This is a genomic window from Jutongia sp. (assembly GCF_057878315.1).
In genome coordinates, this window is sequence record NZ_DBLXSO010000013.1 from 48,472 (window position 1) to 60,785 (window position 12,314).

A 12,314-nucleotide genomic window follows, 5' to 3' on the forward strand; every position below is an offset into this window, starting at 1 on the left:
TTTGTGGAGGAAGAATACATGGGAGAGCCTATAAGAGTTTTGCATATCTTGCAGCGAATGGAAGCTGGCGGTACGCAGGCTTTGTTGATGAATATATACCGGAAAATTGACAGAACGAAAGTACAGTTTGATTTTTTGGTCGTTTATAAGGAAAAACAGTTTTACGATGATGAAATTGAAAAAATGGGTGGACATGTTTACAAACTGTCTTTCCGGGAGGATTTGAACCTTCCTAAATTTCAAAAAGATTTGGCAGTTTTCTTTGCTCAGCATCACGAATATAAAATTGTTCATTGTCACGCCTACACGATTGGATATTTCTGCCTGAAAGCTGCAAAGAAAGCAGGTATCCCCGTCAGAATTGCTCATTCACATAATAATGAGACAGTACACGATATAAAATATTTACCGAAGCTGTTCATGCAACGAATGTTTACCAAAAACGCAACAGATCTTTTCGCCTGCTCTGAGGAAGCTGGAAAATATCTGTTCAAAGACAAGCCGTTTCAAGTGCTGAAAAATGCGATTGATTCGCAGAACTTTATTGCGGATGTGGATACCAGAAATGCAATCAGGAAAGAACTGGGGTTAAAGGATAAATTTGTTGTCGGCCATGTTGGTCGCCTGCATCCTCAGAAAAACCATGATTTCCTGATTGATGTTTTTGCAGAAATCAAGAAGAAAAAGCCTAACGCTGAATTGATTCTTGTTGGCACCGGGCCATTAGAAGAGAAAGTAAAAAGCAAAGTGGCAGAAAAAGGACTTTCGGATTGTGTGCATTTTCTTGGAAATAGAAAGGATATGAACAGAATTTATCAAGCGATGGATGTGTTTGTTTTTCCATCTTTGTTTGAAGGTCTGGGTATTGTTGCAATCGAAGCGCAGGCGGCGGGTGTTCCTATTGTCTGCTCTGAAGGATTGCCGCCGGAAACGGATATTACACCAATCTACCGGAAACTGCTGTTGAGTGATGGGGAAGAAAAGTGGGCGAATACAGCACTTGAAATGGCACAGAATCTGAAAGCACATACCAATATGCAGCAGTATGTGATTGATGCAGGATTTGATATGGACGCAACTGCAAAATATATGGAAAGTTATTATTTGAACCGATGGAGAACTGCCTGAGATGAATAAAAAAGTAGGTTTCTTAATAATGAATTTTGAAAGCGGCGGAGGTACTGAGAGAGTTACATCTGTCATTGCAAATGAGTTAGTAAAAAAAAATTTTGATGTGAGGATTATCAGTTGTCAGCATGGAAACTCTTGCAAATTTGAAATAGATAAAAACATTAAACTTTACTCACTAAATGGAGAAAAATGCGAGAATTCAGCTTTGAGAAAAATCTATGTCGAAAAGCAATTGATTAAATATGTAAAGGAAGAACAGATTGACGTCATGATAGCAGTCGATGTAGCGTTATATCTTTATTTGATTCCTTTGCAGATAAAGAAAATATGTAAATGTATCGCATGGGAACATTTTAACTATTATATAAGCCCTAATAAACTGGTCAAATATGCCAGAAAACTGGCGGCAGAACATGCTGATTGCGTTGTGGTATTAGGCAAGAATGATTTAAATAACTACTTGACACAATACAAACATTGCAAAAATGTGACATATATTTATAACCCAATTGCAGTTGATACAAGCGAAAGTACGCCGTTGACACAAAAACGTGCGATTGCAGTTGGACGTTTAAGTAGACAAAAGGGCTTTGATATGCTGGTTGAGGCTTGGGCCTTGATAGAAAAGGAAGTCCCGGACTGGAAATTAGATATTTATGGACAAGGACCGCTTCAAAAAGAACTTCAGGGGCAGATTGACGGACTGGGGCTCAGGAATATAGAACTAAAAGGATTTTCTGATGATATTCATAAAGAATATATGGAATCGTCCTTGTTTTTTTTATCTTCGCGTTATGAGGGGTTTGTGCTAGTTCTGATGGAAGCAATGGCAACAGGACTCCCGGCTGTTAGCTTTCGCTGTAAGGAAGGACCTGAAGAAACGATTGATAATGGTATCAATGGATACCTAGTAGAAGAAGGAAATGTTCAGCAGTTCGCAGATTGTGCGATAAAACTGATGAAAAATGAAACGTTGCTAAAGCAATTTGCGTCAAAAACAAAAAAGGATTTGGATCGTTTCAATACAGCCGCAATTATAAACCAGTGGGTTGAACTCTTAAGAAATATGTAAAGCGAATCAAAAAAGCGGAACAGGAGATAGAATGAAAATATTATTTACAATTAGGAGCCTTACAGGAGGTGGAGCCGAAAGAGTTGTTTCGGTTTTATCTGGCTTATTGGCTGATGTTGGCGAAGACGTTCATATTATTACATATAAAACGTCAGAGAGAGACTATTCTATTTCAGAAAAGGTACAGATACATGAAATGCCACAACGAAAGGATAGTACAATAACAAAAGGAATGAGAATCTTTGATATGAGAAAAATTATCAAAGAAATTCATCCTGATGTAATTATTCCGTTTGTTGGAACCGTTCTGTATGTGTCTTGGCTTGCAATCACAGGAATGAAAATTCCGTTTGTTTTGACCATCAGAAATAATCCGTGGACAATGCCAGAAAAAAGATTGTTAAGAAATTTTCGCGATTACCTGGCTAAGAAATCTTGTGCCATTCTGATTCAAAATGAAGAGCAATCGGAATATTTCTCAGCCGATTTAAGAAAAAAGTGCTTTGTTGTTCCCAATCCTCTTTCATCAAAGTTTATTGATAATCATAAAGAAATTTATAGTAGGAAAATTTCTAAAATAATTGCAGTAGGCAGACTTCACGAACAAAAAAATTATCCACTTCTTCTGAAAGCTATGGTTGATATTACAAAGATAAAATCTGAAATTACACTGGATATTTTCGGTGAGGGAAATCAAAAGAAATACCTTGAAGGTTTAGTCGATGAATATGGACTTGCTAATCATGTTTTTCTACGGGGGAGAAGCCAGAGCATCGAGAAACAGCTACAAGTAGCGGATATGTTTGTGATGACATCTGATTACGAGGGAATGCCAAATGCACTAATGGAAGCAATGGCTTTCGGTGTTCCATGTATATCCAGCGATTGTAAAACAGGTCCTAGAAGCTTGATCAAATCGTTTGAAACTGGTCTTCTGTTTCAGACGAACAATGTTGAAGATTTAAAGGATAAAATGGAATGGGCCATTGCAAATCCTGGACAGATGGCAGAATGCGGAAAACAAGCAAGGCGATGTTTATTGGAGGAATATTCGTCTGAAAAAGCCTTGAAAAAAATGCAGATACTTTTGGATTATGTGAAGGAGTGTGAGTAAGATGGGTGAAAAAAAACATGGTTTGCGGCGTGTGGCTGGCTATTTTGTGAACCACAGACTGCTTAATTGGATGCCGGACAAGCCATATCTGCAAATTTTTTATTATGCAGAGTTTGGAAAGTTTATTGATTTTAAGAATCCGAAGACATTCAACGAAAAATTGAACTGGCTCAAACTGTATTATAGAAGGCCGGATCTTATTACATTGGTTGACAAATACGAAGTGAAAAAATATATTGCAGATAAAATTGGTGAACAGTATGTTATCCCGACGCTTGGTGTATGGGATAAATTTGAGGATATCAACTTCAATGAGCTTCCAAATCAGTTTGTGCTGAAATGCACACATGATTCAGGTGGATTGGTTGTCTGCAAGGATAAATCCAAACTTGATTTGAAAAAGGCTAAGGAAAAAATCGAAAAGTCTCTGGCAAACAATTATTATCTTTGGACGAGGGAATGGTCATATAAAGGAGTCAAGCCGAGAATTATTGCTGAAAAATATATGGAAGATCAGGAAACCGGAGAACTCCGTGATTATAAATTCTTCTGTTTCAATGGAGAGCCGAAACTGATGTTTGTGGCAACGGAAAGAGGCGTCAAAAACACAAAGTTTGACTTTTATGATATGCAGTTTAACCACATGAACATTGCACAGCACTATCCGAACTCTGTATCCGCCATCAAAAAACCAGAACATTTTGAAAAAATGATTGAGCTTGCCAAAAAACTCAGTGAAGGATTCCCACATGTTCGAGTGGATTTTTATGAAGCAAATGGTCGAGTTTACTTTGGAGAAATGACATTTTATCATTTCGGCGCGATTGTGCCGTTTGAAACAAAAGAGTGGGATAAAAAAATTGGAGATTGGCTGGTACTTCCAGAAAAAATTAGCTAATATGAAAATAATTCAAAGAAAGGATTTTGTGGGGTGCAGGGTCAATCAGCACTTGACGATGGATTGGATGAATGATTACTACAAAAGGCGCAAAGATTAAAGTTAAAGATATTACAAATATTTGTTATGGAATCTGTATTTTCCTGTTTGTCATTGGGCAGTCATATCTTCTTTCGTCATCTGCAATTCTTGCAACGCTGTGTCAAGGATTAAAGATTGTTGCGGCAACTGTTCCGGTATTGGTACTTTTACGCCACTCAAAGTTCAGCATTCGTAATTTGCTTTTATGGGGACTAATCGCTCTCCTGATAATAGGAAATATATTCTTCAATCAGGCAGACAGTGACTTGATCTATATTGTTATATTCATATTGTATTGTTCAAAGGCAGAGCCGGAATCTGTTCTGAAGACTTATTGTATTAGTGCTGGCATTGCAATTGCGATAGTGATTTTTGCATGGCTTATAGGAATTCTCCCGTCTCAAACTAGTGCAGGACGAGAGTACTTGGGATTTTATTTTGCCACATTTGGTCCGAATCTCTTCTTGCACACAGTTTTGGCGTATATTGCCAGTAGAAAAAACAAAATAAAGTTTAGAAGTTGGATTTTGATTGAAGTCATAAATGTTTGGTTTTATAAGATGACGGATACATTAGCTGTATTTGTTGTTATTAATGCAAGCATTATCCTATATTACTTGTTGAATATTGAAAAGATAAAACAGTTTCTGTTTGACAGAGATTTTCCAAGGAGAATATTAGAAATATTTCCATTCTTTTCAGCAATTGCAACGATAGTAGCACAGTACTTTTATATTGCTCACTATAATGAGCCTGCATTCGTGGCTATAAATGCAGCTTTTTCAAATAGGCCGTATTTTGGAAAAATTGCTTTAGAAACGTATGGTGTTTCATTGTTTGGTCAACCCATTACATGGCTGACAGGAACCGATGGCACAAAAGTATCCGGTATGGATTATTTTTATGTTGATTCTTCATATTTGCAGGTGTTAGTAAGATACGGTGTGATAATGCTTGTGGTTTTATGTTTGGCAATGATGGCGGTACAATGCTATAGTGTTGTGACAAAGAATATTTATCTATGCATGGGATGTTCTTTGTTCCTTATTCATTGCATAACAGACCCGCAATTATTATCTTTTAGATATAATCCTTTTATTATAATTTCTGTTGCCTGCGTTGGAATGATAAAGAGCAAAAAAGAATTTTTTGAAAGGAACCGAAATGAGAAAGAATATGAATAAGTATGCAGAAGTAATAGTAACGTATAATCGAAAGAAATTATTAAAAGAAAACATAGAAGCACTCTTGAATCAGACATTTAAGGACCATGATATCCTGATTGTTGACAACAACAGCAATGATGGCACAAAGGAAATGGTTGCAGAGATTCAGGACAAGAGAATCAAATATTATAATACCGGAAAGAACCTTGGTGGTGCAGGTGGATTTGCTTTTGGCTTGAGAAAAGCCATAGAGCTCGGCTATTTATATGCGTGGATCATGGATGATGACTCTATCCCGGAAAAAGAGGCATTGCAAAGCCTTGTGGATAAGGGACAGGCATTAGATGGTGAGTTTTCCTATCTGGCCTCATTAGTGTATTGGACGGATGGGAAACTGTTTGATATGAATGTTCCGGATTTCCAGTACAACTCCAGATTAGGGCTGGATTTGGACAGAATTAGAAAAAACAAGCTGTTGTTGATTGATACTTGTTCTTTTGTTGGCTGCTTTATCAATTTAAAATATGCTGAGACAGCAGGATTGCCGATTTCTGAGTTCTTTATTTATGGAGATGATCAGGAGTATACGGCAAGATTGAGAAAATTGGCTCCAGCTTATTTGGATTTCGATAGTGTTATTGTACATAAAGCACCATCCAATAAAGGCGCAGATGTGGTTTCGGCAGATGAGACAAGAATAGAACGCTTCTTTTATCAAGCAAGAAACGGAATGTACATCGCGCGAAAAAATGGAAAAGTAGGCCGTCGGCTGCGTGTGATTGGTGGGCGAATCAAGAATATTCTCAGAAAAGCACCGGATCACAAAGCAAAAAGAGTTTGGGTGACGTGCAAAGGAACGATCTCTGGATTTTTCTTTAATCCGAAGATTGAATATGCACATAGAAAAGGAGAATAACAGAAAGGAAATGGGAAAACAAAAGTCTCTTAAATTAAATTTTGTAATGAACGCGATTCTTACGATGTCGCAGTTCGTTTTTCCACTGATTACATTTCCGTATGTTTCACGCATTCTATTGCCCATTGGTACCGGAAAAGTATCATTTGCAACTTCGATCGTATCTTACTTTACACTCTTTGCACAGTTGGGAATTCCAACATACGGCATTCGGGCATGTGCAAAGGTGCGTGATAATCGGGAAGAACTCTCGAAAATGGTTCAAGAGCTGTTCATTATCAACCTTATGATGAGCGCACTGGCATATGTGGTTTATTTTGCAGCAATATACTATGTCCCAAGATTTCGGCAGGATAAAGACCTGTTCTTGATTGTTGGCCTGACAATCTTTTTTAATGCCATAGGAATGGAATGGCTGTATAAAGCACTTGAACAATATACTTATATTACGGTTCGCTCGATTATTTTTAAGTTTATTGCAATTGTTGCGATGTTTCTCATGGTGCATGAACAAAGCGATTATGTCATTTATGGTGGAATTTCCATTTTGGCATCATCTGCCTCAAATATTTTTAACTTCTTTCATATACACCGTTATATCAACATTAAGCCTGTTGGTCACTATAATTTTAAGAAACACTTAAAAGCGATTGTGATTTTCTTTGCAATGTCCTGTGCCACAACAATATATACGCATCTGGATACTGTAATGCTTGGATTTATTCGTACAGACGCAGATGTTGGATATTATAATGCGGCAGTAAAGATAAAAACGATTCTCGTGAGTATCGTTACATCTTTAGGTGTGGTTTTGCTGCCGAGAGCATCATACTATGTCGAACATAGTATGATGGATGAATTTTACCGTATTACAAAAAAGGCAATCAATTTCGTGTTTTTGATTGCAACACCGATGATGATTTATTTTATGCTTTTTGCAAAGGAGGGCGTTTTCTTCTTATCGGGCGATGCTTATGCCGGTGCAATTATTCCGATGCAAGTTATAATGCCAACTTTACTTTTTATTGGTCTGACAAACATAATGGGAATACAAATGTTAGTGCCGCTTGGAAAAGAAAAAGTAGTTCTTTATTCGGAAATTGCTGGAATGATTGTGGATATTATCTTAAATGCGCTTCTGATTCCTAAAATGGCATCTACAGGTGCAGCGATTGGAACCTTGGCAGCAGAAATCGCTGTTTTTATTGTTCAGTACGTTGCGCTTAGAGGAATTATTAAGGAAGCATATAGACAGGTTCATTATGTTGCAATTGGCAGTTCTGTTTTAGCTGGAGGGGTTCTCGCGGTTTTAATAAAGAGAATGCAGTGGGGAAGTTTTATGACTTTATGTGCTTCTGCAATTGTATTTTTTGGAGTATATTTTTTGATTTTAACAATTGCAAAGGAATCTCTTGTCATAGAAATAGAAAATCAGTTGCTTGGACGAATTATCAAGAAAAAATAATAACTGACTGAATGGGAGGAAAGAGTATGAAATATGATTATTTAGTAGTAGGTTCTGGTCTGTATGGGGCGATTTTTGCACATGAAGCTAAAGCACATGGCAAGTCTGTTTTGGTAGTAGACAAGCGCCCGAATATTGCAGGAAATATTTATACCAAGAATATTGAGGGTATCAATGTTCATAAATATGGTGCTCACATTTTCCATACTAATAACAAAAAGGTTTGGAATTACATCACGCAGTTTGCAGAGTTTAATCGTTTCACCAACTCACCGGTGGCTAATTATAAAGGAGAATTATTCTCCCTTCCGTTCAACATGTACACCTTTAACAAGATGTGGGGAGTTGTAACGCCGGAGGAGGCTGCCGCAAAGATTGAAGAACAGCGCAAAGAGATTACTAGTGAGCCACAGAATCTTGAAGAGCAGGCCATCTCTCTTGTCGGTCGCGATATCTACGAGAAACTCATCAAGGGCTATACAGAGAAGCAGTGGGGACGTGACTGCAAGGAGTTGCCGTCCTTTATTATCAAGCGTCTTCCGGTTCGGCTGACTTTTGATAACAACTACTTCAATGCACTTTATCAGGGCATTCCTGTTGGCGGCTATACCAAGATGATTGCCAATCTGCTGGATGAAATTGAAGTTCGTTTGAGCACAGACTATCTGGAAAACAAAGCGGAGCTGGATGCATTGGCTGATAAGGTTGTATACACTGGACCGATTGATGCATACTTTGATTATAAGCTGGGTACGCTGGAATACCGTTCTGTTAGATTTGAGACGGAAACTTTGGATAAGCCAAATTTCCAGGGCAATGCCGCAGTGAACTATACCGACCGAGAAACTCCGTGGACCCGTATCATTGAGCACAAATGGTTTGAGTTCGGTAAGGATGAGAACGGCAATGATCTGCCGAAGACTATCATTGGCCGTGAGTACAGCAGTGAGTGGAAGCCGGGAGATGAGCCATATTATCCGGTTAATGATGCTAAGAATGGTTTACTTTATTCTGAATACAAGAAGTTGGCAGATGCAGAAAATAATGTGATTTTCGGCGGTCGCCTAGGAGAGTATAAGTATTATGACATGGATCAGGTAATTGCAGCTGTATTGGATAGATGCGAAAAAGAATTTTAACAGAGAGAAAAGAGAATATGAACACAACATTACTTATCATGGCAGCCGGTATCGGCAGCCGTTTCGGAACAGGAATTAAGCAGTTGGAGCCAGTGGATGATGCTGGACATATCATTATGGACTACTCAATCCATGATGCGATTGAGGCAGGTTTCAACCATGTAGTATTTATCATCCGCAAAGATATTGAGAAAGAATTCAAAGAGGTCATCGGTGATCGTATTGCCTTCATTTGTTCCTCTCACAATGTAACTGTAGACTATGCTTTCCAGGATATCAACGATATTCCGGGAACTTTACCGGAAGGTCGCACGAAACCCTGGGGAACCGGTCAGGCCGTGCTTGCAGCGAAGGACGTAATTAAAACTCCGTTCATCGTCATTAACGCAGACGATTACTATGGCAAGGAAGGCTTTAAAGCTGTTCATGAGTATCTGGTGAATGGCGGCAAGTCCTGTATGGCAGGCTTTGTGCTGAAGAACACCCTGTCTGATAATGGTGGTGTGACTCGTGGTATCTGCAAGATGGATGAGAATGGAAACTTGACTGAGGTTGTGGAAACCAAGAACATCGTAAAGACTGCAGATGGAGCAGAGGCAGACGGTGTGGTTGTTGATGTGAATTCTCTGGTATCCATGAATATGTGGGGCTTGACTCCTGATTTTTTGGATGTGCTGGAAAATGGTTTCAAGGAGTTTTTCGAGAAAGAAGTACCGAGCAATCCTCAGAAAGCCGAGTATCTGATCCCAATCTTCATCGGTGAGCTGCTGGAGCAGGGCAAGATGTCTGTGAAGGTTCTGAAGACCAACGACACATGGTACGGCATGACCTACCATGAGGATGTCGCAGCCGTAAAGGATAGCTTTAAAAAAATGTTGGAAAAAGGTGTGTACAAGGCTGATTTATTTGCAGACTTGTGATATACTGGGAGCAATAGCTCCCTACGCTGCTCGAAACTTTGCACACCTCTCCGTGGTGAGCAGCAGGCAACGCTGATAAGGCGGCTAAGAATGCGAAGGGTATACCTATAATCGGAGAATAGGGAGTGTGAATGAATATGGATGGCTTATATCAGATGCTTGATAGGGCAAAGTTTAAATCCTTAGTGTCATATGAGGAAATTTCCACGGATGCATTTGCTTTAGTTAATAACTCTCAAGAAAAATTATCCGATATTATCAAAAATGGTACGGTATCACGTGCGACGCAAGACCTCTATTTTTCAATGCGACTTTCACAGAATGATGGGAATATTCTTTTAGACAGTATAGAAAAAGGTAATTTCCAGATTGAAATGGAAGGAATGGATAACAAAGGTCTTATCTATAAACTCACTTTAATGCCGGTGACTTTGGAAATTTGTGGTAAAACGAAACCGGAGGAAGAAACAGTATGCTTTCCTATGATAGCTATGAGATTGCAACGGAACTCGTTACAGACTCCGGTGAGAATAGCATAGGGAGTATATATTGATGGATGAATTGCTCATTAAGCGAATATATAACGGCATGATAGGAAAAAACTAATCCCTGATTCAGAGACACTTCAACTAAAATCAGCTATTGATGAATTTGTTAGTAACCGAGATGGTAACCATTATCTTATTTTGGCTGATGGATATGAGTGTGTGAATTATGATACAATGAGAAAATGATATGAATCAGAAGCAGGCAAAGACCTTGTGGAAAGCTGCACATTTCAAAGTTACTCGTTTGAGGGCTTTTACACGTATGCAGCGGTTGAAGTACTGAGAGATGCCGGATATAGTTTGGAAGAGACAATTGACATATTAAGGTAATAAGTGTCTGTTTATTCACAATACATAATAGAAAGGCTGATATCTTATGCCCAGAACCAAAGGAAGCAAGAACCGTCCAAAATCGAATATTACCAAAGACTACGCAACCCAGATCACGGAGAAACAGGAATCTATCGCTTCTCTGACTGCTGAAATCGCATCCATCGCCGCCAACATTGACACTTTAAAGGCTGACCTGAAAGAGAAGAAGACTGCTCTGAAGAAGGCCGAAAAAGAAGTGGCAACGCTGGAAGCCAAAAAGATCAAAGCTGAAACCAAAGCAGCGGAATCTGCAAAGAAAGCTGAAGCAGAGGACGTGCTGAAAAAGCTGCTGGCCAGCGGCGTGAGTGCAGACGAGATACTCGAAAAACTAAAATAATCTTTTTAGACCTCGGACCGTGTGGGTGTGGTTACAAAATCCCATCCACGCGGTTTTATAATAGAACAATTGTTTCATATCGAATAAATGCGCACATTTCTCACTTCATCTCTCAAAATCACTTCCGGTGAAATTTCAGCAAAAGAGGTAGCAGGGGAGAGTGGGGGCTGGGCAAATAAACAGCAACGAGCATCACAGGTGAGAATCCATCAAGGCAGTCAGCGCATCAAAACAACTTCAATCACTTCAGAAGTACTCTTCAAAAATCAGAGGTAATCCATTATTCAAGTACGTCTATCGATGCACTAATCAAAGCACAAGTCAACCAATCGGCACACCCACCCTGAGGAGCGCATCTGGGCAGGGCGAACGCCCCCGGCGGAAGCCCCGGGCCCCGGACGCTCCGAAGATCAAGCACGACAAGATGAAACAATTTTACATGATTGACATAGAGCGAAAAAGGTGGTAATATTATCTTGTCAAAAAAATGCGAATCCCTCTCGCTCGCGGAGGAAAAATCTCTCTCGCAATGAGAAATCAAACGATACAACGAACGAAAATCGAATTTGCCGAAGGCTGGCAGACACGAGGGACTTAAAATCCCTTTCTGAAGGCAGAGTATGGGGTTGCCCCGCCGGAGACATTGAAAATCTCAGAATTGTTCGTTGATTCGAATGATTGTCGGACTTTCTTTTTTGCTCTGTTTTCTGGAAGCTTTGGAGAGGTGAGAGGAATCATTCTTGCATAGATGATGCCGTATGGACACGTTTACAAGAACCTTTCCATGCGGGGCCATAGTGAAATATTTTTATATCAAACAGACTGCCCCCAAAGCAGCTCGCATCAAATTGCGCTGCTTTGGGGGCAGTTTTACGCTTTGCGGGGGATGGGCGGGGCGCTGTCGTCCGTAAGGCCGAGAATATAATCGGTACTGGTATGGTAGAGACCGGCAAGCTGAATCAGTACCTCGGTGGGAATATCCCGCTTGCCGGTCTCGTAATTGGAGTAGCAGACCTGTGTGCATTTCAGATACGCCGCAACATCCTTTTGCAGTAGATCACGATCCTCCCGCAGATCCCGGATACGTTGATACATGGTGTTTACCTCAAAGGCTTTATTCAAGGTAAAGTATAGGCATAACGAAATGTTATATTG

12 protein-coding genes are annotated in these 12,314 nt (G+C 39.5%); 11 read left to right on the top strand and 1 reads right to left on the bottom strand.

Annotated features, from left to right (window positions below; all coding sequences use genetic code 11):
• Nucleotides 1-18 precede the first annotated feature (18 nt).
• The 11 genes from ACZLMD_RS04805 to ACZLMD_RS04855 all read left to right on the top strand — a co-directional run bounded on the left by ACZLMD_RS04805 (nt 19) and on the right by ACZLMD_RS04855 (nt 11,159).
• Nucleotides 19-1,128, top strand: a complete 1,110-nt coding sequence (locus ACZLMD_RS04805; protein WP_227200314.1) for a glycosyltransferase family 1 protein — start codon at nt 19-21, stop codon at nt 1,126-1,128.
• Nucleotide 1,129: 1 nt separating this feature from the next.
• Entirely contained in the window at nt 1,130-2,203 is a 1,074-nt protein-coding gene (locus tag ACZLMD_RS04810) for a glycosyltransferase family 4 protein (protein ID WP_118496561.1), read from the top strand.
• Nucleotides 2,204-2,234: 31 nt separating this feature from the next.
• The gene (locus ACZLMD_RS04815; RefSeq protein ID WP_227200316.1) at nt 2,235-3,317 is read left to right on the top strand and encodes a glycosyltransferase; all 1,083 of its coding nucleotides are present in this window, start codon (nt 2,235-2,237) and stop codon (nt 3,315-3,317) included.
• Nucleotide 3,318: 1 nt separating this feature from the next.
• On the top strand, nt 3,319-4,215 hold the full coding sequence (locus ACZLMD_RS04820; RefSeq protein WP_227200318.1) for an ATP-grasp fold amidoligase family protein: 897 nt from the start codon (nt 3,319-3,321) through the stop codon (nt 4,213-4,215).
• Nucleotides 4,216-4,286: 71 nt separating this feature from the next.
• Nucleotides 4,287-5,480, top strand: coding sequence for a hypothetical protein (locus ACZLMD_RS04825; RefSeq protein ID WP_227200320.1), 1,194 nt, complete (start codon nt 4,287-4,289; stop codon nt 5,478-5,480).
• Nucleotides 5,461-6,378: a glycosyltransferase gene (locus ACZLMD_RS04830; RefSeq protein WP_489495220.1), complete on the top strand. Its 918-nt coding sequence runs from the start codon at nt 5,461-5,463 to the stop codon at nt 6,376-6,378. The genes ACZLMD_RS04825 and ACZLMD_RS04830 overlap by 20 nt, the downstream gene beginning before the upstream one ends.
• Nucleotides 6,379-6,388: 10 nt before the next feature.
• Nucleotides 6,389-7,843 carry a flippase gene (locus ACZLMD_RS04835; RefSeq protein ID WP_227200322.1) on the top strand — a complete coding sequence of 485 codons (1,455 nt, stop codon included), beginning with the start codon at nt 6,389-6,391 and terminating at the stop codon, nt 7,841-7,843.
• Between the two features lie 26 nt (nt 7,844-7,869).
• On the top strand, nt 7,870-8,982 hold the full coding sequence (gene glf / locus ACZLMD_RS04840; protein ID WP_489495221.1) for a UDP-galactopyranose mutase: 1,113 nt from the start codon (nt 7,870-7,872) through the stop codon (nt 8,980-8,982).
• Nucleotides 8,983-8,999: 17 nt separating this feature from the next.
• Nucleotides 9,000-9,902, top strand: a complete 903-nt coding sequence (locus ACZLMD_RS04845; protein ID WP_489495222.1) for a sugar phosphate nucleotidyltransferase — start codon at nt 9,000-9,002, stop codon at nt 9,900-9,902.
• Between the two features lie 137 nt (nt 9,903-10,039).
• Complete coding sequence (locus ACZLMD_RS04850; protein ID WP_489495223.1) at nt 10,040-10,441, top strand: hypothetical protein; 402 nt, start codon at nt 10,040-10,042, stop codon at nt 10,439-10,441.
• A gap of 385 nt (nt 10,442-10,826) precedes the next feature.
• Nucleotides 10,827-11,159: a hypothetical protein gene (locus tag ACZLMD_RS04855; RefSeq protein WP_489495224.1), complete on the top strand. Its 333-nt coding sequence runs from the start codon at nt 10,827-10,829 to the stop codon at nt 11,157-11,159.
• Between the two features lie 870 nt (nt 11,160-12,029).
• Here the strand turns inward: ACZLMD_RS04855 and ACZLMD_RS04860 are convergent.
• Nucleotides 12,030-12,314, bottom strand: a 285-nt coding sequence (locus ACZLMD_RS04860) for a helix-turn-helix domain-containing protein (RefSeq protein ID WP_489495225.1), incomplete at its 5' end; no start/stop codon positions are given.

Excerpts from the sequence above, each read along its gene's own strand:
- ACZLMD_RS04805 (WP_227200314.1), top strand. The coding sequence starts at position 19 with ATGGGAGAGCCTATAAGAGTTTTGCATATCTTGCAGCGAATGGAAGCT.
- ACZLMD_RS04855 (WP_489495224.1), top strand. The coding sequence starts at position 10,827 with ATGCCCAGAACCAAAGGAAGCAAGAACCGTCCAAAATCGAATATTACC.
- ACZLMD_RS04835 (WP_227200322.1), top strand. The coding sequence starts at position 6,389 with ATGGGAAAACAAAAGTCTCTTAAATTAAATTTTGTAATGAACGCGATT.
- ACZLMD_RS04825 (WP_227200320.1), top strand. The coding sequence starts at position 4,287 with ATGATTACTACAAAAGGCGCAAAGATTAAAGTTAAAGATATTACAAAT.
- glf (WP_489495221.1), top strand. The coding sequence starts at position 7,870 with ATGAAATATGATTATTTAGTAGTAGGTTCTGGTCTGTATGGGGCGATT.
- ACZLMD_RS04830 (WP_489495220.1), top strand. The coding sequence starts at position 5,461 with ATGAGAAAGAATATGAATAAGTATGCAGAAGTAATAGTAACGTATAAT.
- ACZLMD_RS04810 (WP_118496561.1), top strand. The coding sequence starts at position 1,130 with ATGAATAAAAAAGTAGGTTTCTTAATAATGAATTTTGAAAGCGGCGGA.
- ACZLMD_RS04815 (WP_227200316.1), top strand. The coding sequence starts at position 2,235 with ATGAAAATATTATTTACAATTAGGAGCCTTACAGGAGGTGGAGCCGAA.
- ACZLMD_RS04850 (WP_489495223.1), top strand. The coding sequence starts at position 10,040 with ATGGATGGCTTATATCAGATGCTTGATAGGGCAAAGTTTAAATCCTTA.
- ACZLMD_RS04820 (WP_227200318.1), top strand. The coding sequence starts at position 3,319 with ATGGGTGAAAAAAAACATGGTTTGCGGCGTGTGGCTGGCTATTTTGTG.
- ACZLMD_RS04845 (WP_489495222.1), top strand. The coding sequence starts at position 9,000 with ATGAACACAACATTACTTATCATGGCAGCCGGTATCGGCAGCCGTTTC.